The 23,720-nt window shown below is 61.5% G+C and carries 22 protein-coding genes; 10 read left to right on the top strand and 12 right to left on the bottom strand.

The genetic code is table 11. The annotated features are described in order from the left end of the window. Position 1 precedes the first annotated feature (1 nt). The 3 genes from HMPREF7215_RS07075 to HMPREF7215_RS07065 all read right to left on the bottom strand — a co-directional run bounded on the left by HMPREF7215_RS07075 (position 2) and on the right by HMPREF7215_RS07065 (position 2,673). Entirely contained in the window at positions 2-2,092 is a 2,091-nt protein-coding gene (locus HMPREF7215_RS07075; protein WP_009165081.1) for a heavy metal translocating P-type ATPase, read from the bottom strand. A 54-nt stretch (positions 2,093-2,146) separates the two neighbouring features. Then, positions 2,147-2,374: a hypothetical protein gene (locus HMPREF7215_RS07070; RefSeq protein ID WP_009165080.1), complete on the bottom strand. Its 228-nt coding sequence runs from the start codon at positions 2,372-2,374 to the stop codon at positions 2,147-2,149. Between the two features lie 74 nt (positions 2,375-2,448). Beyond that, positions 2,449-2,673: a hypothetical protein gene (locus HMPREF7215_RS07065; RefSeq protein WP_156797474.1), complete on the bottom strand. Its 225-nt coding sequence runs from the start codon at positions 2,671-2,673 to the stop codon at positions 2,449-2,451. A 27-nt stretch (positions 2,674-2,700) separates the two neighbouring features. Between HMPREF7215_RS07065 and HMPREF7215_RS07060 the strand changes: the two genes are divergently transcribed. From HMPREF7215_RS07060 to HMPREF7215_RS07050, 3 genes are read left to right on the top strand one after another with little or no spacing between them, the layout of a single operon-like run. After that, complete coding sequence (locus HMPREF7215_RS07060) at positions 2,701-3,261, top strand: class I SAM-dependent methyltransferase (RefSeq protein WP_009165078.1); 561 nt, start codon at positions 2,701-2,703, stop codon at positions 3,259-3,261. Between the two features lie 19 nt (positions 3,262-3,280). Further along, positions 3,281-4,072, top strand: a complete 792-nt coding sequence (locus HMPREF7215_RS07055) for a class I SAM-dependent methyltransferase (protein ID WP_009165077.1) — start codon at positions 3,281-3,283, stop codon at positions 4,070-4,072. A gap of 16 nt (positions 4,073-4,088) precedes the next feature. Then, the gene (locus HMPREF7215_RS07050; RefSeq protein WP_009165076.1) at positions 4,089-4,877 is read left to right on the top strand and encodes a ZIP family metal transporter; all 789 of its coding nucleotides are present in this window, start codon (positions 4,089-4,091) and stop codon (positions 4,875-4,877) included. Between the two features lie 116 nt (positions 4,878-4,993). Here the strand turns inward: HMPREF7215_RS07050 and HMPREF7215_RS07045 are convergent, their stop codons facing one another. Then, positions 4,994-6,271 carry a hemoblobin-interacting domain-containing protein gene (locus tag HMPREF7215_RS07045; RefSeq protein WP_009165075.1) on the bottom strand — a complete coding sequence of 426 codons (1,278 nt, stop codon included), beginning with the start codon at positions 6,269-6,271 and terminating at the stop codon, positions 4,994-4,996. Positions 6,272-6,541: 270 nt separating this feature from the next. Between HMPREF7215_RS07045 and HMPREF7215_RS07040 the strand changes: the two genes are divergently transcribed. Continuing rightward, entirely contained in the window at positions 6,542-7,225 is a 684-nt protein-coding gene (locus HMPREF7215_RS07040; protein ID WP_009165073.1) for a DNA-3-methyladenine glycosylase family protein, read from the top strand. A 2-nt stretch (positions 7,226-7,227) separates the two neighbouring features. After that, entirely contained in the window at positions 7,228-7,761 is a 534-nt protein-coding gene (locus HMPREF7215_RS07035; protein WP_009165072.1) for a methylated-DNA--[protein]-cysteine S-methyltransferase, read from the top strand. A 262-nt stretch (positions 7,762-8,023) separates the two neighbouring features. Here HMPREF7215_RS07035 and HMPREF7215_RS07030 read toward each other — a convergent pair whose 3' ends face one another. The 7 genes from HMPREF7215_RS07030 to HMPREF7215_RS07005 all read right to left on the bottom strand — a co-directional run bounded on the left by HMPREF7215_RS07030 (position 8,024) and on the right by HMPREF7215_RS07005 (position 16,951). After that, positions 8,024-9,340, bottom strand: a complete 1,317-nt coding sequence (locus tag HMPREF7215_RS07030) for a M14 family metallopeptidase (protein ID WP_009165069.1) — start codon at positions 9,338-9,340, stop codon at positions 8,024-8,026. 24 nt (positions 9,341-9,364) lie between these two features. Beyond that, on the bottom strand, positions 9,365-9,529 hold the full coding sequence (locus tag HMPREF7215_RS13245; protein ID WP_009165068.1) for a hypothetical protein: 165 nt from the start codon (positions 9,527-9,529) through the stop codon (positions 9,365-9,367). Positions 9,530-9,547: 18 nt separating this feature from the next. After that, on the bottom strand, positions 9,548-10,912 hold the full coding sequence (locus tag HMPREF7215_RS07025) for a TRAP transporter large permease subunit (RefSeq protein ID WP_009165067.1): 1,365 nt from the start codon (positions 10,910-10,912) through the stop codon (positions 9,548-9,550). A gap of 136 nt (positions 10,913-11,048) precedes the next feature. Continuing rightward, positions 11,049-12,776 (bottom strand): malonate decarboxylase subunit alpha, encoded by a 1,728-nt coding sequence (gene mdcA / locus HMPREF7215_RS07020; protein WP_009165065.1) that lies wholly within the window; start codon positions 12,774-12,776, stop codon positions 11,049-11,051. 271 nt (positions 12,777-13,047) lie between these two features. After that, the gene (locus HMPREF7215_RS07015; protein ID WP_009165064.1) at positions 13,048-13,605 is read right to left on the bottom strand and encodes a DUF6305 family protein; all 558 of its coding nucleotides are present in this window, start codon (positions 13,603-13,605) and stop codon (positions 13,048-13,050) included. Positions 13,606-13,657: 52 nt separating this feature from the next. Next, complete coding sequence (locus HMPREF7215_RS07010) at positions 13,658-15,391, bottom strand: gamma-glutamyltransferase family protein (protein ID WP_009165063.1); 1,734 nt, start codon at positions 15,389-15,391, stop codon at positions 13,658-13,660. 627 nt (positions 15,392-16,018) lie between these two features. Next, positions 16,019-16,951 (bottom strand): LysR family transcriptional regulator, encoded by a 933-nt coding sequence (locus tag HMPREF7215_RS07005; RefSeq protein WP_009165060.1) that lies wholly within the window; start codon positions 16,949-16,951, stop codon positions 16,019-16,021. Between the two features lie 250 nt (positions 16,952-17,201). Here HMPREF7215_RS07005 and HMPREF7215_RS07000 point away from each other — a divergent pair, with 250 nt between their 5' ends. The 5 genes from HMPREF7215_RS07000 (at position 17,202) to HMPREF7215_RS06980 (ending at position 22,483) form a co-directional block, all read left to right on the top strand. Then, on the top strand, positions 17,202-18,176 hold the full coding sequence (locus HMPREF7215_RS07000) for a tripartite tricarboxylate transporter substrate binding protein (protein ID WP_040550813.1): 975 nt from the start codon (positions 17,202-17,204) through the stop codon (positions 18,174-18,176). A gap of 123 nt (positions 18,177-18,299) precedes the next feature. Further along, entirely contained in the window at positions 18,300-18,770 is a 471-nt protein-coding gene (locus tag HMPREF7215_RS06995) for a tripartite tricarboxylate transporter TctB family protein (protein WP_009165057.1), read from the top strand. Between the two features lie 19 nt (positions 18,771-18,789). Then, positions 18,790-20,280: a tripartite tricarboxylate transporter permease gene (locus HMPREF7215_RS06990; RefSeq protein WP_009165056.1), complete on the top strand. Its 1,491-nt coding sequence runs from the start codon at positions 18,790-18,792 to the stop codon at positions 20,278-20,280. Positions 20,281-20,296: 16 nt separating this feature from the next. After that, complete coding sequence (locus HMPREF7215_RS06985) at positions 20,297-21,463, top strand: amidohydrolase family protein (RefSeq protein WP_009165055.1); 1,167 nt, start codon at positions 20,297-20,299, stop codon at positions 21,461-21,463. 123 nt (positions 21,464-21,586) lie between these two features. Beyond that, entirely contained in the window at positions 21,587-22,483 is an 897-nt protein-coding gene (locus tag HMPREF7215_RS06980) for an isocitrate lyase/PEP mutase family protein (protein ID WP_009165054.1), read from the top strand. 144 nt (positions 22,484-22,627) lie between these two features. On the opposite strand, the gene HMPREF7215_RS06975 is transcribed toward HMPREF7215_RS06980, so the two are convergent. Next, complete coding sequence (locus HMPREF7215_RS06975; protein WP_040550811.1) at positions 22,628-23,656, bottom strand: alpha-hydroxy-acid oxidizing protein; 1,029 nt, start codon at positions 23,654-23,656, stop codon at positions 22,628-22,630. Positions 23,657-23,720 lie beyond the last annotated feature (64 nt).

Raw genomic sequence — 23,720 nt, 5'->3', positions numbered from 1 at the left:
GTCAATCCTCCCTTTCGCCGCTGACGGGCTTCATGCTGTACAGCGACACGCCCAGCGTGAAAAGATTGTGCAGCAGGGCCGAGACGCCGGGCGAGAGGATCCCCGCCACGCCGAGCAGGATGATGGCCGAGTTGACGCCGACGATGCCGTTGTAGTTGCGGCGGATCTTGGCCATGGCGCGGCAACTGAGGCGGCGGGCGACGGGCAGCTTGGAGAGCCCCTGATAAAGCACGACGTCGGCCACTTCCCGGGCGATGTCGGTGGCGCTGCTCAGCGAGACGCCCACGCTGGCGGCGGCCAGCGACGGACTGTCGTTGATGCCGTCGCCGACCATGGCGACTCTGCTGCCGGCGGCGGTCATGCGGCGGATGCAGTCGATCTTGCCGGCGGGCAGCAGTTCGGCGCGGTATTCGTTCACGCCGAGAGCGGAGGCCACGTGGCGGGCGGTGTGGTCGTTGTCGCCGGTGAGCATGACGACGCGGCGCACGCCTTCGCGGCGCAGTTCGCCGATCACCGATTTGGCCTCGGCGCGCAGCGGGTCTTCGATGTAGATGACGCCGGCCAGTTTGTCGCCGAGGGCCAGATAGAGCGTGGTGGCGCCGCGGGCTTCGGCGCTGATCTTCCGTTTGAGCGCGGCGGGGCAGGCGACGCGTTCGTCGTCGAAGACGAAGTGCGCGCTGCCGATCAGGGCCTGCCGCCCGTAGAGCGTGGAACGGATGCCGTGCGCGACCACGTACTGGAGCTTGTCGTGCTCCTCTTCGTGCTTGAGCCCTTCGTCCTGGGCCCGGCGCACGACGGCGCGGGCCAGCGAATGCGGAAAATGTTCTTCGAGACAGGCGGCGATCCGCAGCACGTCGTAGCGGCTGGAGCCGTTGAGCGGCACCACGCGGGCCACCTGCGGCGACGCGACGGTGAGCGTGCCGGTTTTGTCAAAGACGACGGTGTCCACGGCGCTGAGGGCTTCGAGATATTTGCCGCCCTTGATGAGCACACCCTGCTTGACGCCCGCCGACATGGTCGTGAGGATGGTCAGCGGCGTCGCCAGCTTGATCGCGCAGGAGTAGTCGGCCATCAGCGCCGCCGAGGCGCGCCGCACGCTGCGCGTGAACAGGAAAATCAATCCGGCCAGCAGGAAGTTGTAGGGCACGAGCGAGTCGGCCATGCGTTCGGCGCGGGTCTGCACGAGGGCTTTGCGGCTCTCGGACTCGTCGATCAGGCGCGCGATCTCGTCGACGCGCGTGCCGCCGGCAAGCGCCGTAACGCGGACGGTCAGCTCGCCTTCCTCGAGGATCGTACCGGCGAAAACGCTTTGGTCCCGCGTGCGGTGCACCGGCTCCGATTCGCCGGTCATCGTCGATTGGTTGACGGTGGCTTCGCCGCCGACGACGACGCCGTCGGCGGGGATCATGCTGCCCTGGCGCACGACGATGCGGTCGCCTTTTTTCAGGAGCCGGGCGGGGATCTTCCGCTCGACGCCGTCGTCGCCGCAGAGCCAGACGGAATCGACTTTGAGCTGCAGGCTGTCGCTGAGGTTCTGGCGCGAGCGGCGATGCGTCCACTCCTCCAGTTCGTCGCCGAGGCCAAGCAGATACATCACCGTCGAGGCCGTGCGGAAATCGCGCTGCAGCATGGAGGCGGCGATAGCCGCCGCGTCGAGGACGGAGACGTTCAGCCGCCGCCGGCCGACAAGGCTCCCCAGCCCGCGGCGGAAGTACGGCAGCGCGCGCCAGGCCGTCATGACGTTGCGCACGGTCAGCGGGAACAACGAACGGAACGCGACGCGCGCCGCGGTGCCCAGAAGGATCTGCGCCAGCCCGGGCTGGCGTTCCGGCGCGGCGGGCATCTCCGCGGCGATCTCTCCGTAAAATTCTTTCGTCAGCGCCGTCATCGTCATCAGCACGGCGTCGCGGCTCTGCGGCGCGAAGTTCACCAGCACGCCGCGCGTGCGCCAGTTCGCCTGCGCCCGCGCGATGCCAGGCTGCGTTTCCAGCAGGGCGGCGACGACCGCCGCCTCGCGGACGGAAAACGCCTCGGCGGGATCGACGCGGAAGCGGATGCGCCCCGGCAATTCATGAACAATCTGATATTTCATGTCGAAAATAAAACGAAGGCGAAGCGCCGTTCGTGCCTCGCCTTCAGTCCTCTGCTACGCTTCCGCGGCGCCGGCGGTTTCCCTGGCCGCCTTCGCCTCAGCCACAATGTCTTCCGCGGATTCTTTCGCCTGCGCGGCCATGGCGGCGACTTTTTCCTGAAGTTCCAAGCCTTTGCCGGCGATCTTCACGGCGGCCTTTCGGGCCGCGCCGCTCTGCACCAGCGCGTAGGCGCCGGCGCCAACCACGATTCCCGCCGCAAAATAGAGCCACTTGTTGTCCATTCTCGGATCATCCTTTCCATCAGGGAGATCTCCCTCAAAAATGCCGATTTCAGTGTCGTTCCGCTTAATTTCGGCTAAAATATAACATATTTCTTCATCTTGTCAAATGCGCCCGGCGGCCGGCGCAAAAACGGCTTCGCGCTCCACGCTTCCTCCAAGCGGCCCGAGGTCTTGATTTTCAAGCGGCGCGTGATATATTTATAGTTAGCTGAAACTAATTCATATTCGAAGAAGACAATGGGGAGGCGATCGGCACGAAAAACTACGAAGAACTTTCCCGCCGCCATTTCAACAAGCAAGCCGCCGTCTACGACGAAAACACCGGCGTGTATTATTCCGGCCCGGCCAGAGTCAGCGGCGCCGACGCGCTGGCGTATTTCCGGGAGATACGGTACGAATCGCTGCTCGACGTCGGCTGCGGCACGGGGTTTCTCCTCGACGGGCTGGCCCGGCAGCGGCGCGCCGTTTACAAGGGGCTTGACATCTCGGAAGGGATGATCGAAATCGCGCGCGGAAAAAAAATCCCCGGCGCAGAATTCGTTTTGGGAAGCGCCAACAAACTGCCCTGGGCGGACGGAACTTTCGACGTCGTCACGTGTATTCAGAGCTTTCACCATTATCCCTACGCCGACGAGGCCATGCGGGAGGCCCACCGCGTTCTCAAGCCGGGAGGGCTGTATTTGCTCTCCGACACGGGCGTCGGCGGCCTGGGAGCGTGGTTTGACAACCACATCGTTTTCCCGCTGCTGCGAAGCGGCGACTGCCACACCGAAAACCGGCACGCCATCGCGGCGCGCATGGAGCGCCACGGCTTCGCGGTGATCAGAAACGAACGGCTGCGCGGCCTGATCTACACCGTCGTCGGGCGCAAGCCGGAATCACAATGACAGGAGATGAATCCGCATCATGAAAGCCGATTATAAAAACTGGGTGCCGAAAGGTCTGATCGTGGCGCTGCTCGCCGCCGCCGCGGCCGCCGGGCTTTGTTTCGCCGTCTTCGGCGTCGCCGGCTGGGGCGTGGGATGGACGGCGCGGATCGCATGGGCCGTCGCCGCCGGGACGATCTGCGCGCTCTGCGCCCTTCTCGCGGCGCAGTTCATCGTCATGTACCGCGCTTTTTCCTATAATGGCAAACGGCAGCTGGCGCGTCAGGTCGTGGAGGGAACGGCGCGGTACGTCAAACTGCCGCCGGGAGGCCGCGGGCTGGACGTGGGCTGCGGCAGCGGCGCGCTGACGATCGCCTGCGCCAAACGCAATCCGCAGGGTTCCATGCTGGGCGTCGACCGCTGGGGGCACGAGTACGCCTCGTACAACAAGCCGCTTTGCGAGCGCAACGCGGCGGCCGAGGGGACGAACAACGTCAGCTTCGCCCGCGGCGACGCGCTGAAGCTGGACTTTCCCGACGAGAGCTTCGACGCCGTCACCAGCAACTACGTGTATCACAACGTGACCGGCGCCGACAAACAGGAATTGCTTCTGGAAACGCTGCGCGTGCTGAAGAAGGGCGGCGTCTTCGCCATTCACGACCTGATGACGCCGTCGCGCTACGGCGACATGCGGGCCTTCGCCGACGAACTGAAGCGGCGGGGGTATGAAGAAGTTCAGCTGCTCGACACGACCGGGGGCATGTTCATGAGCCCGGCCGAGGCCCGGCGTCTGATGCTCAAGGGCTCGACGCTGCTGACGGGAAGAAAATGACGGGAGTGAAATCATCGTGACAAACGCCGTTCACGTGACCGCGGGGATCCTGATCCCATTCTTGGGCACGAGCCTGGGCGCGGCCTGCGTTTTTTTCATGAAGGGCAGCATGAGGGAAAACGTGCAGAAAAGCCTCACCGGCTTCGCCGCCGGCGTGATGGTCGCCGCCTCCGTGTGGAGCCTGCTGATCCCGGCCATCGATCTGGCGGCGCATTACGGCCGGGGCGCCGTCGTGCCGTCGGTCGCCGGCTTCTGGCTGGGGATCCTGTTTCTGCTGCTGCTCGACCACGCCATTCCGCACCTGCACCAGTTCAGCGAAGAGGCGGAGGGGCCGCGCAGCCGCCTGGCGCGCACGACGATGATGGTTCTGGCGGTGACGATCCACAACGTGCCCGAGGGCATGGCCGTCGGCGTCGTTTACGCCGGGCTGCTGGCGGGCACGGCGAACATCACGCCGATGAGCGCGCTGGCGCTGGCCGTTGGCATCGCCATCCAGAACTTTCCGGAAGGGGCGATCATCTCCATGCCGCTCCACGCCGAAGGGCAGAGCAAATGGAAAGCGTTCGCGGGCGGTGTGCTCTCCGGCGCCGTCGAGCCGCTGGGCGCAGCCGGCACGCTGCTGGCCATCGGCCTCGTCGTGCCGGCCATGCCCTATCTGCTCAGCTTCGCCGCCGGCGCCATGATCTACGTCGTCGTCGAGGAACTGATCCCGGAGATGTCGCAGCCTCCCCATTCCGACTACGGCACGCTCTCGTTCGCGCTGGGATTCAGCGTCATGATGGCGCTGGACGTGGTGTTGGGATAAGAACGGCGGTTGAAGAACAACTCATGATTATATATATAAAGAAGCCTCCGGAATTTTCCGCGTTCCTGCGGAATTTCCGGAGGCTTTTCCATGCCGCGCCGGGCGCGAACAAGCGGCTAGCGGCGCGCGGCCTCGAAGCTCAGGTCGGGATAACCGGCGGCGCGGACGGTTACGGCGCTGCGTTCCTTGAAGAGCGGCGCGGAAAGATCGAGCCGGCCTTCGCCGTCGATGACCTTCGCTCTCTTCGGGTTGACCGCTTTGCCGTCGATCGTCAGCTCGCGGACGCAGCGCAGATAGTTTTTGAAATCCTCTTCGCCGCCGACGGGAACAAGACGTCCGCCCTCCGCGTCGTAAGCGGCGGGCAGCGCGTCGGTCGAGAGCACGAACGCGGCCGTCAGCGTCTCGTACACGCCTTTTTCGTCCTTGACGTACACCTCGTATTCGCCGGGATTGTTCTGCGCGGACCAAACGATGCGGCCGTCGGCGGCCGAAGCGCCGTCAAGCGCATGCACGTCGAACGCGGGAACGTAATCCCTGGGCAGCTCGCCCTCGATCGCAAACGCCGTGCCGCCGGCCGCGGCCATGGCGTTTTCCACCTTCAGGCGGCAGCCGGTGAGGACGGGCAGGTAAACTTGCGCGTCCACGTTGTAGACGGCCTTGTCGGTGATATAGCTCAGGCCGGTGATCGTCGTGCCCATCAGGGTCTTGTAGTGCTCGGGGAAGGTCGGGTTGACGTCCTTGATGAACTTGGTGTAGCCCACGTTCCAGCCCAGCTCGCGGCCGCCGCGCCAGATGTTCTCCAGACGGCGCATGCCGTAATCGTTCTGCGCCGTGCGGACGATCACGCCGTACAGCGTTTCTTTCTCGGGGTCGGTGTCGAAGCCGTCCAGCTTCATCTGGTAGTCGCCGCGCCGAGTCATGGTCCTGACGCTGCCTTTCACGTTCGCGACGGCCACTTCCGGCAGTCCCTGCACCTTGCCGAAGGCGGGCGCGCCGTCGGATACGCTCATTTCCTTGAAAAACGCGGGCTCCTGCGCCAGTTCAGTCCAGGCGTAGCTGCCGAGCGCGAAAAGTTCGTCGGCCGAAGCGGCGTGGACAAATCCCTTCAGCGCCGCCTCGTCGGTCTTGACGGGGAACGTCACGCCTTCGATGACCAGCGCTTTGTCGTCGCCGGTGTGGTAGGTGCCTCCGACCAGGTTTGCGTTTTTCGCCTTGGCGACGGTCGCCGAGGTGACCGCATCCACCGGCACGGCGTTTTTCGTCAGTTCCGCCTTGTAAAAATCGTTGTAGGGAACGTTCATCAGCACGTAAACCTGCGCGCTCTCGGCGCTCCCTGCCCCGCACGCCGCCAGTGCCAGCACGGCGATTGCCGCCGTCAGTCTGCTCTTCAACATGTTCAGCCTCCTTGGTTGCCTTGGTTAGATCCATCTAACAATGTTATCATAACACCCCGAACGGCGGCGTGTCAATGGAGCGCCGCCGGCAAGACACGCCGGGATCGACGCGCCGCAAAGGCAATTGACGGTATAATATCGGTGAGAAAAATTTTCTGCGCCGGCACGACGCGGAGGGAGAGAGAACATGATCTCAGGACATCGGCATGAAACCGCCCCGCCACATTCGCCTCGGGGCGGACGGCATGCGCGCGGGGGCTCGGGAAAACGATGAGCGGCGCGGCGTATTTCCGCTACGGCGAAAAAGAAACGGACTATCTCAAATCGAGGGACAAAAGACTGTCGCAGATCATCGACCGGATCGGCCCCATCCGCCGCCCCGTCGACGGCGACCTGTTCTCGTCCGCGGCGCGCCACATCGTCGGCCAGCAGATCTCCACGAAGGCTCAGCAGACCGTGTGGGCGCGGATGAGAGGCGCGCTCGGCGAGGTGAACGAGCGCACCGTCCTCGCGGCGGGCGCCGGCGCGCTGCAAGCGCTGGGCATGACTTTCAAAAAGGCCGAGTACATCGCCGACTTCGCCGCAAGAGTGCGTTCGGGCGCTTTCGATCTGGACGCCGTGGAACGGATGCCCGACGCTGAGGCGATCGCGGCGTTGTCGTCGCTGAAAGGCATCGGCGTCTGGACGGCGGAAATGATCCTGCTGTTCGGCCTGCAGCGCCTGGATATTTTCAGCTTCGGCGACCTCGCCGTCCGGCGCGGGCTCCGCATGGTCTACCGCCACCGGGAGATCGGTCGCGAACGCTTCGAGCGCTACCGGCGCCGCTTTTCGCCCTGCGGCAGCGTGGCCAGCCTGTACCTCTGGGCGGTCGCCGGCGGCGCGATTGCGGATCTGAGCGATCCCGCCGCGGCGAAGAAAAGGGAACGCTCCCACACAAAGAATCAGGAGGATTGAAAATGACGTACACAAAATATTACGATTCGCCGCTCGGCAGAATGCTCATGGCCGCCGACGGCGCGGCGCTGACGGGGCTGTGGTTCGAGGGACAGAAACATTTCGCCCGCACGCTGACGGAACGGCGCGCCGAGGGCGACCTGCCCGTGTTCGCCGAAACGGCGGCGTGGCTGGACACGTATTTCGCGGGACAAAACCCCGGCCCCGTCCCGCCGCTTGCCCTGCACGGCAGCGATTTCCGCCTGGCCGTGTGGGACGCGCTGCTGGCTATTCCCCGCGGATCCGTGACGACTTACGGCGACATCACCCGCCAGATCGCCGCGGAGCGCGGGCTCAGCCGCATGTCGGCGCAGGCCGTCGGCGGCGCGGTCGCCCACAATCCCATCTCCGTCATCGTGCCCTGCCACCGCGTCGTCGGCACTGGCGGCAGCCTGACCGGCTACGCCGGAGGCATCGCCAGAAAGCAGGCCCTGCTGCGCCTCGAAGGCGTCGACCTGAGCCGCTTCTTCGTCCCCAAAACGGGAACGGCACTGTAAAAAGCGGTCCGTCAAAATTCGAAAAACGCCGCCAACGGCTGACTTTACTTTATTGCTGTTCCGCGCGGAACGGCAAAAGATCGCGCCGCGCTTTCCTGGCAAAAGGAGAACGCGGCGCGGCTTTTTGAAAAGACACCTTCGGCATGACGGGGTCCCGCAATGTCATTCGGGAGGAATCGCGCCCTCTCACGTTCGCGGCCTTGCAAAAAGTCCCGAATCTGTGCCAGATTCGGGACTTCGATTTTCTCAGGACAAAAGTCGTCTAGTCGGCAGCTTTCTTGGCGGCTTCGATTTCTTCGGCCGTGGCGTCGGCGTCGCGCAGATAGCGGCCGATGCCGTTTCGCATGATATCTTCGTAGGAAGGCATGTTGATGATCACGATCTTGCGCTCGCCTTCGGGGCCTTTCGCCAGCATCCGCTGCGCCGTGGCGTCGTCGATCTTCAGCGCCGCGTCGGGCTTCAGCTCGCCGAGGTTCTTGGGATAACCGCCGTACTCGTTGCGGGCGTCTTCGCCCAGGTCGGAGTAGATCTCCGCCAGAGACAGATCGGTGGCCACGTTGCGGCCGGTGCGCTCGTTCAGAGTGACGCCCTCGCTCTTGTAGTCGACCTTTAGCAGCTTGTCCTCGAGCAGATGGCGGTACACTTCGTCCTTGCCGTCGATGATCAGCTCTTCATAGGTGACGCCGCGGGCGGAACCTTGGCTGGGGTTGGGCGTCTCCGACAGGAAAGCGATGGCGGGCGTGTAGTCGCCGAGCTCGCGGTGCGAAAATCCGTGCAGCGGGATGGGCGAGATCTCGACGCGCATCCTGATGTTCTGCTCCTCGAGCATCAGCGCCATCTCGGAGGTCAGGTCGATGCCTTTCTGGTGCACGCAGATGGCGTTGACCAGGGGCTTTTCGGGCGGAGCCTCGTGATGGTCGATGATCATGTCGGCGCCCTCGTCCCAGCACATGCGGTTGAAAGCGTAGGCGATCTGCTGGGTCAGCAGGCCGTGAGGATTGCCGGGATGGGCGCGGTCAAGGTTGCGGATCTCGTCGGCGGCCAGATTCTGCCCCGAGGGATAATGCAGGTACATGTCGGGGTCGGGGAACTGATCGACGGGGTTGGAACCGCGGTTGCCGTAGCGGAAATAGCGGACCTTGCCGCTGGGCGTGGCGATGTGGAAATAAGGCACATGACCGAGACCGGGCTCGCAGGTGCTGAAGCCGGAGTTGTTGGAGTGAGGCACCACCATGATCTTGCCCTCGGTGACCACGGCGTTCTCGACGAAGAGAATGGCCGCCAGCAGTCCGCCGGGCTCGGTAGGATGCGTGCCGCCCATGATGATGAAATTCCCGCCGGGCTTGCCGCTGTCAAGGACGTAAACCTTGGAGTCGCCGTTGGTCCCCTTCAGGAAGGGATTGTAATCGCTCAGCATCTTCACGTCGGTGACGCCGGGACCCTTGTAAATGGGCTCGACGTTGAACTGATAGCGGAATTCCTTGCCGACGGTGAAGATTCCGGCGCCGAGTGCGGCCGCCAGGATCAGTCCGGTGAGGAAATTGCCGCAGCCTTTTTTCGCAGAATTGTTTTCAGACATTTTTCATTCTCCCTCTTGAACCGATCAGTGAAGCAGAAACAGACGCAGAAGGAAAGGAATAAGGAGGATGGCGCAGCCGATCTGCTTGGCAAGGCTCTTCTGGGTGAACAGGTTATAGATGAACAGCGCCGAGAAGAAGGCGACCATGACCAGGTAGGCGTACTTCATGATAATGTACTGGATTGCCATAGTGAGAAGACTCCTCTCTTACTTCAGGGGAATGCCCAGACCGCGCAGGAAGACCACGATCTCGTTGGCATAGACCATGACGACAACGCTGAGAATCAGCGACAGGACGGCGGGGAGAACGCATTTTTTGAGCATCTTGCCCTGATTCTCAAGCCCTACGGCGCGAGCGGCAAACTGCGCGGAAACGGAAGTCGGCGGCAGCAGCGCGCCTACGCACATGATCAGAGTCAGGGCGGAGGTGACCCAGATCGCGTTCTTGTTCGTGAAGGCCATGATCAGAGGGATGCCGAGCACGCCGGCACAGCCGAAGGGCATCAGCAGACCGCCGACGATGGGCGCGACGACCGCGATGGACAGATAAAGCAGCGGCCCCTTCAGTCCAAGAGCGCCGAGCACCGTAGCGCCGCGGGCGCCGGTCAGACCCATGATCTGAATCATCATGCCGACGGCGGCAAAGAGCGCCATGACCTCGACGGACTCGGACATGGACTGGACGGACACCTTCCAGAAATTGATCTTCTTTTTGCTGCACAGCAGCGCCATGACGATGCCCATGCAGAACACCAGCGGCGTGCCGGGGTCGATCTGTGGATAATAACTCTTGACGATCATGTAACCGATCAGGAACACCAGCGGGAACTGAGGCAGGAATCCCTTCACCGCGGGATCGCCGGGAATCTTCGCGAGAACGGCTTCCTTGTCGACCGTGCTGACCGAGCGGCGAGCGATGTACAGCACCGAGAAGACGGCCAACGGCAGCGTCAAAATCAGCAGCGGGATCGCAAACCCCTCGTAAGGCATGTAGACGCCCGTGCCGATCAGCATAGCGGGCACATTGACGGGCGGCGCCACCATGCCGAACAGTGAGCCGAGAGCGATGATCGCCGCGGCGTCATCGCGCGAGACGCCGATCTCCAAAAGAATGGGCAGCACGAGCACGCCGGTGCTGAGGACCGACGCGGGGGCCGAACCGGTGAGCATGGCCGGCAGCATGATCAGGATCATGATCAGGATCAGCAGAAGCGTGGGCGATTTGTGGAAACCGCCGACGATCTCGCGGGTCAGCAGATTCAGGGCGCCGTTCTCCTTGAGGATGCTCATGAAGAGCATGCCGGCCGCCACCGTCAACATCAGGTTGAGGAACAGCATGGAACCTTCCATGAAATGCCTCAGCAGCGACGGCACGGTCTCGCTGTTGCCGACGAATATGCTGGCGATGGACGTGAAGTAATCGCGTTTCAGAAGGGGATCGGTCATGCCGCCGACGACGGCCCCCGCGATCGACGCGACGACCAGCAGAACGGCGACGGGGATCTTACGCATGAACGAACCTGCCACCAGGATCGCCAGCATGACGCCCAAAACGATTAACGAATTGGTCATTCTCTTTCGTACCTCCAGAAAGGTAAAACTGTGACTTCGGCTTCGCTGCCCCACGGCAGCACTCTCACGCGCGGAACTTCGAACCGTCCGCCGCGTTCCGTCCGCGACCGCGGACGGAACGACGGCAGACCGTTATTCACTGACGGGATGGATCCTCTTTCCTGGGCAGGAACTTTGCGGGCGGATCGTAGAGCCCGCCGGACCACTCCACCAGCTCCATGATGTTCTTGGCAGCCAGTCGGTCGCGGGTCGCCGTGGCTACGTCGATGCCAAGATCGGCGGGCGTTTTGACGATGCCGAGCTCGCGCATCCGGCGGCGCTCTTCCTCGCTGCCCTGCAACCCCACGGGAGTTTTGCCGGCGACGCTGCGGATGGCGGCCCGGCGTTCTTCGATATCGCGGCAGCGGTGCAGATACGCGATGCCCTGCTCGGTGACGATGTGAGTGAGATCGTCGCCATAAATCATGACGGGCTCGATGGGTAGGTTGGCGTTTTTCATCAGTTTCTCGGCGTCAAGATGCTCCACGAACGCGGGGATCTCCTTGAACTGGCCGGGATTCTTCGTGTCCCTGATCTTGGCGACCGTGTTCAGAATCTGCACGACCAGGCGGCGGCCGCGGTGCAGATCGGGGCCGATGGCAGCGGCCTGGGCGCCGACTTCGGCCCCCGCCTTGAGCCATGCCGCCGTCGAGTGACGACGGCCGCGTGAATCGCAGCCCATGTTGGGCGCGCCGCCGAAACCGGCGACCTTCGTCGCCGTGGCCGTGCTGCTGTTGCCGTAAGGATCGATCTGCAGCGTCGCGCCGACGAACGCATCGATGGCGTAATGGCCGGCGACCTGCGACATGCAGCGGTTCGACCGCATCGAACCGTCGGGGCCGATGAAGAACACGTCGGGGCGGGCCGCCACATAGCGTTCCATGCCCAGTTCGCCGCCGAAACTGTGGACCGACTTGACCCAGCCCGACTCGATGGCGGGAATCAGCGTCGGATGCGGATTGAGGATCCAGTTGGAACAGATCTTGCCCTTCAGCCCCAGTTCCTCGCCGTACGTGGGCAGCAGCAGTTCGATGGCCGCGGTGTCGTAGCCGACGCCGTGGTTCAGGTTCTGGATGCCGTACTCGGCGTAAATGCCCTTGATGGTCATCATCGCCGTCAGCACGCGGGCGTCGGAGATCTTGGCGGGATCGCGAGTGAACAGCGGCTCGATGTAGAACGGCCGGGGCGACGTGACGATGAAATCGACGAAATCGGCGGGAATGTCCACGCGAGGCAACTTGTCCACGATCTCGTTGACCTGGACGACGACGATCCCCTGGCGGAACTTGGTGGCCTCGACGATCGTCGGCGTATCCTCGGTGCTGAAACCGGTGTAGAGATTGCCCTCTCGATCGGCGGCATCGGCCACGACCAGCGCCACGCGGGGCGTCAGATCGAGGAAATAGCGGCCGTAAAGTTCAAGATAGGTGTGAATGGCCCCGAGATCGAGCTTGCCGGCGCCGAGCAGCTCGGCGATGCGGCCGGACTGAGGCCCGGAGAACGAAAAATCGAGTTTCTTGGCGATGCCCTTTTCGAACACGTCGAGGTGTTCGGGCAGCGTCAGGACCGACTGCACCATGTGCAGACCATGCACTTTGGCAGGATCGACGGCACACAGGCATTGGGCCAGAAAATCAGCCTGCTTCTGATTGTCGCCTTCGATGTTGACGCGGTCAAAAGGGCGGATAACCGCTTCGAGCAGAGCCACGGCATCCTCCGCCCTGACGACCTTGCCGCTGCCGACGATCTTCGCCGCCGCGGCAAGACGCTCGTCGGTATCGCGCTTGATCGTATCCCATGTGCGGGAAGTATCATGATTGATCATCGTCTGAAGTCTCCTTGAAATTTTTTGCAGTCCTCCGCTTCCCTTGCGTATTTCCTACACAAGAGAGAAGAATTCGCACAGTGCCGCACTCGGACAGGATGACGGGCTGCGCAATGCGTAATCTCCAGCGTCGTGTCGGCAAAAAAGCCGAAAAAGAGCGGGACCGTTCTCCAACAACGCTCGAAAAATCCGCGTCTGCCCCGTTAAAACGTCATGACTCACTCCCACGGAAGAAGAATGAGTCATGACGTTCAGATTCTATGCTTCTGAATTACTTGAGCATCTCCGGCATGATCTTGCGAAGATCGCCGGTCTTCTGAATCGTGTACATGGGAACGTTCTTCTCAGTGCTGAGGTTGGTAAAGTAACCATCAGCATTGCCGTCCTCACGAACGATCATGAAGTTGGCGTCGCCGGCGAAAGTCAGGAAAGGCGCCGAATTCGGACCGCGGCGGTCGGGGCCGCCGATGTGGAGCGCCACGACGTACGCGTTGTTCTTCTTGGCTTCGGCGATGAGCTCGGTGCAGCGGGCCAGCTCGGAAGGAATGTCCAGACCGGCGGCGCCAAGCCCCTTGCCGCTGCCGCCGAGAACCACAAACAGCGTCTTGTACTTCGTCCAGTCAACGTCTTTGGCAAAAACCGCCATCTCGTAGTCGACCTGATACTTTTTCGTCATCAGCTTCACGGCGTTGGCGTCCTGACTCTGGCCAAAGGGGGTCAAAAGGACAGGCTGCTGCACCGTGGGAAGCGCCGGCTGTTCGGCAAAGGCAGCCGCGCCGAAAGCGAGAAAGCTGGCGCAAAGAAGCGCCGCAAGCGTAAATTTCTTCATCGTTACGAAAATCTCCTTTAACGGATAGATTTGAGCGCTAGGCAAGAGAAACTTACCAGGCGAAGGTGTAGGCGTTTCTGGTCGGATCGGCGCCGACGCTCCAGAAACCGTTCTCGCGCACGCCAAGGCCGAGAGAACCGGTGTTGGTCACGGGAACCATCTTGTAGCCCATGGCCTTCAGCTCGTCGAGCACCTTGGGATCGACCTGGGTCGGGTAGTTGACCATATAGGAAATCTGCTTGGGATACTTGTTCAAGCTGGCCGTGTCGCCGGCGGCGTCCGTGGCGATGCGGGGAGTCTCGACGGCCGCCTGGGGACGCATGCCGAACTCGACGACGTTCAGGAAGCCCTGGACCTTGGTCTGTTCCTGACGGTCGGCGTTGGGCGTGCCGAAAGCCATGTAGGGTTCGCCGTCCTTCAGAGCGATCGAAGGCGTGATCGTCTGCACGGTGCGTTTATGAGGCGCCAGCGCGTTGGGCAGATCCATGTCGGGCGAGTACTGGATGCGGCGGTCGTTCATCATGATGCCGTGCACCATCATGCTGGAGCCGAAGAAATGGTTGATGGAGTGCGTCACGGCCACGATGTTGCCTTCGGCGTCGCAGACGAACATATGCGTCGTGTCGGGCCCCTTCTTCTCGTAGTCGACGAAATACTTCTGGTCGCCCAGCGGGATCTCGTCGACGGCCTTGTTCATGTCGATCTGCTTGGTCATTTCCTTGGCGAACTCCTTGGTCAGGAGCGCGGCGGGGAACTTGTGGAAGCGGGGATCGGCGCTGAAGCGGTTGCGGTGGTTGATGGCGATCTGCAGAGCCTGGGTGAGGACGTTGATGTAATCCTTGCTGTTGTGCCCCATGGCCTTGAGATCATAGTTCTCGAGCATGTTGAGCGTCTCGATCAGAACGGTGCCCTGGCTGTTGGGAGGCGTGCAGTACACGTCGATGCCGCGGTAGTTGGTGGTGATGGGCGTGGTCTCCTCGGCGTGGAACTCGTTGAAGTCCTCGATGGAGAAATCGCCGCCGTTTTCGTTGTTCCACTTGACGATCTCTTCGGCGACAGGGCCGCGATAGAAATAGTCATCGGCCGCCTTGAAGCCGTCGGCAAGCGTCTTGCCCTCGGCCGCCTTGGCCGCCACCTCGCCCATCGTCTTCATCAGATCGGCATAGTCCTTGTTCACGTAGACGTCGCCGGCTTTCAACGCTTTGCCGTTGGGGAAGAACACCGCCTTGGCCTGATCGTTCATGGGGCCGGCGTTCTTCTCGATCATGTTGGCCAGGAAATCGTCGACGATAATGCCGTTCTCGGCCATGTCAACCACGGGAGCGAGGATGTCCTTCAGAGGCATCGTGCCGTACTTGGCAAGGAACGTCATCCAGCCCGACCACTCGCCGGGGATGTGCATGGAGAAAATGCCCTTGGCGGGGATCTCGGCGTCTCTCTCAAGCTGCTCCTTGGCCTTGTTGGGGGCCCAGCCGGTGCCGTTGAAGCTGAAAACCTTCTTGTCCTTGGCGGAATAGCCGATCAGCTGCAGGTCGCCGCCGAAGATATGGCACATCATGACCTCGCTGTAGCTCTGAGCCGCGGCCATGGCCAGCGCCGCGTCGAACGCGGTGCCGCCGGCCTGCAGAACCTTCATGCCGGCCAGTGCCGCGGCGGGACTGCCCGCATGGGCGACGGCGCGGCCGCTGATCGTGGGACGAGTCTGCTTGTACATCAGATTCGCGCTCGCGCTGCCGGCCAGAACGCTCAGGCCAAGCGCAACTGCTGCCAAAACCTTCTTGTTCATCGTACTTCCTCCTCATAAAGATGAAATACTTCCCTCTGCTCCATCCGGAGCGCCCTTGCCAAAAACTCTATATGCCAGCCCGAAATGATCTCAGGGGACATACGAAAGGTTATAACAACCTGACGAAATTCTAGCACAGGCCATTCAATGAAATTGTCATTGAAGCTAACTGACATGTTGTGAACCTAATTAAAATACAGCGCCGGTTCCCTTAAGAAACGGAAACGGCTTATGCTTTCTTTTTCCGAAACGGAACCGTTATTTTCGTCGCCCCCCGGGCACAAAGCGACGCGACGCATCTTCGCGATGAAAAGCGGACGTGACGGGCGCCGACTTCAAAAACACACTCAAACCCGTTTTTTTCTTCACATGGACAGAAACGACTCTCCGAGGAAACGCGTCGATCGCTCCTCTCCTTTCATCCCCGACACGCGGTCCATTATAAGCAAACCGCACTCATGCGTCTAATACATCAATTATATATCTCTTATGCTTCAAATTTATGATCGTGGTTTTGTTTTCGCAAGAAAAGGGCCTTCGCGATCTTTGCTTGCCCGTTACAAAATTTTCACCCCCCTTTTCATTTGCGGCGCGTCGCCAAACAAACTTCTCGCTTGACGATGCGCATCACAGCATCATCGTGTTGTATGAAAAGACGTGCTCGCGCCATTCCGCGCCCACGGCGTATTCCCAGAAGAGCCTCATGCCGCCGGTGAAGGAACTGCTTTCGCGCCGCAGCATGTAGACGTAACGCGCCACCTGCAGACGGCGCACCGGCACGACCATGATGTCATGGTTTTCGCGATTGGCCGCCAGCAGCGAGCGCGCCACAAAGCCGACGCCGGCGCCGAGCGTCACCGACGACAGCACGTCGTTGTTGCCCGACACCTGCATGACGACGTTCATCTGCGCCAACGACAGGCCGACGCGGTTCAGCGCCTGAATCAGCAGGCGCATCAGATTGCCCGAGGCGTCGCGCACGATCAACGGCAGGCGTTTCAGTTCGCGCAGCGTAATCGGTCCCGACAATCCCATGCGGAGCGGAGCGATCAAAACAAGCGGGTCGTAAAAGAACCGGTCGAAAACGATGCCCTCGTCCTGCGGTCGAGTGCCGGTCACGCCGAGATCGAATTCCCCTTCTTTGAGGCGACGCGCCAGTTCGGTACCGCGAAACGTTTTGACCTGTACCGTAAGCGTAGGGTTCTCCTCGCGGAATTTATTGGTCAGCACAGGCAGGAGCGAGCTGCCCGGCGTCGGCGTGACGCCGATTCTGACGGGCGTCTGCGGCGCATCCGACGACAGTGTGACGGCCGACAGCATGCCCCGATAATCGGCCAGCGCCTTTCGAGCGAACGTGGCAAAGATCTCGCCGGCCGCCGTTGGGCGAACAGGGCGCCGCTGCCCGGGCGTGCGTTCCAACAGTCTCTGCCCTACTTCCGTCTCCAGCGCGCTCAGCGAAGCCGTGATGCTCGGCTGGCTCAGGTGCAGCAAACGTCCGGCGGCGGCAAAAGAACCGCAGCTCAAAATCGTCGCAAAAAGGTGAAGTTGTTCGAATCGCATCTGTCGGTCTCTCTTCTCTCGAAAATTTCTTATTGAAAAAACTTATAACTTCTAAAATCAAGTATACACGCGCGGGACGATTTTGCCAGCCTTCAGAAAAATTAAACATACGTTTTTTCGATAGGTTATTCGCAAAACGCAAAAAACGGATACCTCGCAAGTCTTTGATTTTACTGGACTTGGCTGATATATTGAGACCGTGGACGAAATGGCGTTCACACATACGAAATTATTCAACAGGGGGACGATCATGATGAAAAAGAGCGTCTTAGCAAAAGTTGTGTCTGTCGCCGCGCTGTTCATCACATGCGGTGTGGCCTTCGCCGCCGGCAAATACGACGACTGGCCGGAAAAGGATATTCACATCGTCTACTACACCCGCCCAGGTTCGGGCGGCGACACGTTCCTTCGCAACATGGCCGTCGCCGTCAAGGACAAGCTGAACGGGCACAACATCGTGATCGAGAATCTTATCGATCCTTCCGGCGCCGTGCCCTGGGGGCGCGTGCAGAGAGCGCCCCAGGACGGCTACACGCTGGCCTGCCTGAGCACCACGGTGGTCACCGCCGACCTGATCGGTCATTCGCCCGTCAAATACCCCGACTTCGCCTATGTCTGCGCGCTGGGCAACGATCCTCAGTACGTTTTCACCCGCAAGGACATGCCTTTCAACACGCTGCCCGAGCTGATCGAATACGCGAAAAATAACCCCGGCAAACTCAACTGGGGCACCGCGGCTCCCACCAGCGCCAGCACGATCTGCTCCGCCGAGATCATCCGCACGACGGGGATCGACGTGAACCGGATCGTTTTCGACACCGGCAGCGACACGCTGGTCAACATTCTTGGCGGCTTCTGCGACGTGGGCGTAGGCGAATACGTCGACATGCGTCCGCAGGTCGAAGCCGGCAACCTCAAGCTGATCGCGCTGCTTGCCAAGGAGCGCAACAGCCTCAACGTGCCCACCACCGTCGAGAACGGATTCAACATCGTTTTCGAGCGTCTGCGCGGCCTCGCCGCTCCCGCTGGCACCGATCCCGAACTGGTGGCCCGCATGGCCGAAGTTTTCAAGGTCGCCCTTGACGACGAGAAGTTCAAAAAGTATCTGGCCGACGAGGCTATCGAGGGCAAGTTCGTCGATGGCGCCGCGTTCCTCGCCTCCTATGACGGCGTGGCCGCGACCATCAAGGACAACGAGGCGGCTCTGCGCGGCAAGAGAAACTAGTTTTGTCGAAATGCCGGCAGATTCGCCGCCGCAGCGCGGCGAGTCCGCTCTTTCGTATCGAAATCGACGGTTCGCCGCGATTTCGGGAACTGATTTTTATTTTTCGTTCAAGGAGGAATCCCTTTGAGCAGTTTTCTCAGCAAGGATCGCCTGATCGGTATCTTTTGCTTCGCCTTTGCCGGTTACGTCTGGTACGAAGCGGGGACGTTCCCCGCATCCGACTTCGATGCAGTCGGTCCCACGCTGTATCCGCGTTTTCTCGCCACGGTCATCGGCCTGGCGGCGCTGATCATTTTCCTGAAGGCAAAGCCCGAAAACGCCGCCGGCGCTTCGCGTCCAAAGTACGGATCGTTCCTGTACGTGATCCTGCTTTCTGCCGCCTACGCTACCCTGCTGAATCCGCTCGGTTTTATCCCCACGACGGTTCTGTTCCTGCTGTGCATGGTGATTTACTTCGACCCCAGCGAGATGAAGGTCCGGCTGCGCAACGCCGCGCTTTATGCGGTGCTGTTCAGCGTTTTCCTGTATCTTTTCTTCGCCAAACTGCTGGGCGTGCTTTTGCCCGATGGCATGCTTCACGGGCTGCTCGGCTGATTTCAAGGAGGTTTTTCTCATGTTGACTCTTTTCGGTCAGGGGCTGATGCAGGCCGCGACGCCTCTCAACATCATGTACATCGCTTTCGGCGTCATCTGGGGCATCATCGGCGGCGCCATTCCCGGCATTTCCGCCTCGGTGGCCATGTCGCTGTTGCTGCCGCTTACGTTCGGCATGGATCCCGCACATTCGCTGCCCATGCTGGCGGCCGTTTACGTGGGAGCGGAGTACGGCGGCTCGATTCCCGCCATTCTGATCAAGACGCCCGGCACGGGCGCCGCGGCGGCCACAGTGCTCGACGGTTACGAGATGCAGCGCAAGGGGCTGGGCGGCAAAGCACTGTGCATTTCGCTGTATGCCGGAGTCGTTGGCGGGTTGGTTTCGGTCGTCATTCTGGTGTTTTCCACGCTGCCGCTGGCGCGTTTCGCTCTGAAGTTCGGACCCAGCCAATACTTCTGGATGGCCATGATGGGGCTTTCCATCGTCGGCGCCGTGTCCGGCAAGGATCCCATGAAAGGCATCATCTCCGCCGCGTTCGGCCTGTTCCTCGCCATCATCGGCATGGACAAGTTCACGTCGACGCAGCGTTTCACGTTTGGCGTGTTCCGGCTTTCCGAGGGGCTTGACCTGATTCCCGTGCTGGTCGGGCTGTTCGCCCTGAGCGAGGTGTTCCGCCAGATTTTTTCGGGCGAGATTTTCAACGTCATCAAGGACAGGATCAAGATGACCTACCCCAGCAAGAAGGAGCTCGCCGGCGTCACTCCCATCGTTCTGGCCTGCGGCGCCATGGGATCCGTGGTCGGCGCTCTGCCCGGCGCAGGGGCCACGATCGCCTCGTGGATCGGGTATTCCGAGACGAAGATGTTCTGCAAGAACAATGAGACGTTCGGCACTGGCGACATCCGCGGCGTCGCCGCTCCCGAGTCGGCCAACAACGGCGTCCCCGCCGGCGGCCTGATTCCGCTGCTGGCGCTCGGCATTCCCGGCTCGAATTCGACAGCCATTCTCATGGTGGGATTCAGCCTGGCGGGCATCTCTTGCGGCCCGATGCTGTTCATCAATCAGCCGGCTGTCCCCTATGGCCTGATGGCCAGCATGTTCGTGGCGCAGATCGTGCTGCTCTTCGTGGGGCTGATGATGCTCCGTCCCTGCGTGTATATCACCTCCATCAAGAAGATTTATCTCACCTCGGCCATCATGCTGTTCGCCTTCATCGGCGCGTTCTCCACGACCAACAACATTTACTCCGTCATTCTCGTGCTGGTCTTCGGCCTGATCGGTTTCGTCATGAAGGAACTGGGGTTCGCGCCGGCGGCCACGGTGCTCGGCTTCGTTCTCGGCGAACTGGTGGAGGGCAACCTGCGCCGCACCATGCAGATGTCCCGCGGCTCCATGGATATTTTCTTCGCCGGCGGTCTGAACAAGTTCTTCATCGCTCTGACGATCCTCGGCGTGCTGTTCCCCTACATCTCCAAGTGGATCAGCTCTCGCCGCAAGGCCGCGGCTTAAAGCGGAGGCTTCCCCGATGGCGGATTTCGACTTCAGCCACGAAGCCTTCTATGACAACCACACGCACCGTCTGTTTATGGACAGGACATCCGTCACGGCCGAAGAGTTTGCGCTCAACTACTATCACGGCGTGCGCGACGCCGAAGACGGCGCGGGGAATCCCTGTCCGTCTGCCGCAGCGTTCAGCCACATGCCGTACCAGAGTGTCGTGCAGACGCTGGTTCACGTCATGTCGCACCGATTCGGCTGCGAAGAGTCGCTGCAAGGCGTCGTGGCCTTCCGCAACAGTTGCACGAAAACGCCCGAGGAATTGCGCGGCTACACGCGCATGCTCTACGCTGACCAAAAGGTCTGCGGCTGCACGCTCGACTGCGAGCTGCCCATGGGACACCGCGACACGATGTGCTTCCCCTGCCGCGTGAATCGGCTGTTTCAGTATGAGAACGTATTTACCGGACAGCTCCAAACGGCGGATTCTTACAAAGCGCTGTTGGATCAAGTGCTGCAAAGTATTAACGACGCGGTTCGGCAGGGGTTTGCCGGACTCAAAGGCCATATCGGCGAAAAGTTCGGCGGCATGGCCGTGCGCAACATAACGGCGCAGGAGGCGGAAAAAGCCCTCGCCGCCGCGAAAGCCGGCAAAAAAGAAGCCGTCGACACGGTGTATCACGCCATGTTCCCCCATATTCTCACGATCTGTCAGGATTTGAACGTACCATTGCATCTTCATTCCGGCAGCACGGGATTCAAAAATCGCACCGACTTCTATCAGGTCGATCCGATCCTGATGGCTCCGTTCCTCAAGGAAAAACGTTTCTTCCATGCAAAAATCGTTTTCCTGCACCAGAGTTTTCCGTTCACGCGCAACGCCGCCATCATGGCCTGCAATTTCCCCAACGTGTACCTCGACCTGAGCCAGACGCTGCCCTGGCAGCCGCTGCTGTTCGCGCGCTGCCTCGAAGACGCGCTTTCGATCACGCCGCACGACAAGATCATGCTCGGCACGGGGCAGCACTGGTACGCCGAAATGGTCTGGCTCGCCGCCTTCATTGCCAAGAAAGCGCTGGCGCGCGTCATGAAACAGTTCGCGGAAGACGGCCTGCTTTCCGAACGCCAGGCGAAAGCCAGCGCCCGCATGGTGCTGAGCGAGAACGCGCTGAAACTTTACGGACAGAAGAGCTGATTCAAGCTTTGCCGCATGCGGTGAAAAAAAAAGAAAAGGCCCTTTCAGATTCGCGACGAAGCCTGAAAGGGCCGATTTTATTTCACGTGCATCACATCTGATCGTCCAAGGAGGAATCCCTGTATGTACAGTAAAAAATCACGAGCCGCGGTCTTGCGCGATCTCTTCAGAAACAATCGGGTCGTCGTCGCGCCTGCCGCAGGCGACGCGCTTGGCGCCCGCATGGTGGAGGACGCCGGCTTCGAGGCCGTGGTCGTCAGCGGGTCGTCCATGTCAAATCTCGAACTGGGCAGCGCCGACGTGGGCATCCTCTCCTACGGCGAACTGCGCAACAACTTTCTCAATATCCTCGGCGCCACGACGATCCCGATGATCGTCGACGCCGACACGGGGTACGGCGGCACGCTGCCCATCTACCGCATGGTGCGCGAGTACGAGGCCCTGGACATCGCCGGCATCCAGATCGAGGATCAGGTTTTCCCGAAGATGTGCGCCTATTACAGCAACACGGCCGTGGTCAGCGCCGAGGAAATGGTGGAACGTCTGCGCGCCGTGTTCGCCGCGCGTTCCAATCCCGATTTCTTCGTGATCGCCCGCACCGACGCGGCCAAGTCGCTCGGCTTCGACGAGGCGCTGCGCCGCGCCCAGATCTATCGTAACGCCGGAGCGGACATGATTTTCATCACCGTGCCGCCCAAGGCCGAGGACATGAAGCGCATCGCCGCCCTGCCCTTTCCCGTCTGTACGAGCGTCGTCGAAGGCACCGTCAACGAGGACTTCACCGTCGACCAGCTGGCGGACATGGGATTCAAACTCGTCAAGTTCCCGCAGACGCTGATCCGCGCTTCCATGAAAGCCATGCACGACGCGCTCGCGAGCCTGCGCGCGACCGGCGGCACAAAAGCCTACCGCGGCCGCATCGCCACGCAGAAAGAGCGCGGACTCTACACCCATATCGGCGATTTCAGCGATTTTCAGGCGCGGATCGGGAGAAACGGTTCTTTCACAGTCGAAGAGTAGCGATCGTTCGCCAATGTTCCACGTGGAACATCCGCATAAAAAACGCCCGGCGGTTCAGCAACCGCCGGGCGTTTCGTTATGATCGCCTTGCCTCGTTTTTTTCGTTTTCGCCTTTTTCCGGCGGCCGTCTCCGGCGCGCTTCGCCTAAAAATACGCGGGCACGCGCACCATGTCGCGGCCGATCTCGGCGAGCGTGGCCGCGCCGGTCATGAGCATGGTCCCCGCAAGCTCGGACTGGATTTTCTTCAGATAGATCTCCACGCCTTCGGCGCCGCCGCCGAAGGCCGACATGGTGACGGGGCGTCCGATCAGCACGGCGTCCGCGCCCAGCGCCAGCATTTTGAAGACATCGACGCCGCTTCTGACGCCGCCGTCGACGAAAATTTTCATGCGGCCGTTCACGGCCTGCGCGATCTCGGGCAGGACCTCCACGGTGGATTGAGCGTGGTCGAGCACGCGGCCGCCGTGATTGGAGACGACGATACCGTAGCACCCGGCTTCGAGGGCTTTGAGCGCGCCTTTGGCGGACATGACGCCCTTGACGATGAACGGCGTTTTCCCCGCGGCTTCGACGAGGACGCGCAGATCGGCGACGCTCTTGGGATAGACGGATTCGCCGCGCAGCTTCACGTTGACCAGTCCGGCCGCGTCCACGTCCATGGCCACGGCCATCGCGCCGGCGGCGACGGCGTCGGCCATGCGCGCGAGCGCCTGCTTCATAGCCCAGGGTTTGATGGTGGGCACGCCCCAGCCGTCCAGCGCCTTGATCGCCTCCAGCGGGCCGTAAAAGGCTTCGTCGGGCGAATCGCCGGTGAAGGCGGCGCTGCCGGCGGCGTGAGCTCCTTTGACGACGCGCTCGCCGTTGGCGCCCTCGCCGAGGTCGGAAGCGTAATTGAGCTTCATGCCGCCGATCGGCGCGGCGAACACGGGCATGGCGAACGCGCGTCCAAAGAACTCGCAGCTCGTGTCCTGGCCGCGATCGGCGTAGAGCGTGTCGAGCACGAGCTTCACTTCCGCGAGCGCGGCGACGTTGCGCACGAACGTGGCGCCGGTCCCCTTGCCGCCCACGCCGGGCACCTCGCCGCGGCAGGCGCGCCCGTCGCACACCGGGCAGACGCGGCACTTGGGCGCCAGAACTTTGCGCGCCGTTTCCAGCACTTCTTTGTAATCCATGATAAATCCCCCCGTAATAGCAAAATATCGAACAAAACTCCGTTTCCCCGCCGTCATTATACAT

This window comes from Pyramidobacter piscolens W5455, from assembly GCF_000177335.1.
Classification (GTDB): domain Bacteria; phylum Synergistota; class Synergistia; order Synergistales; family Dethiosulfovibrionaceae; genus Pyramidobacter; species Pyramidobacter piscolens.
The sequence above is the reverse complement of the archived record's forward strand: the minus strand, read 5'-3'. Positions and strand labels throughout refer to the sequence as shown.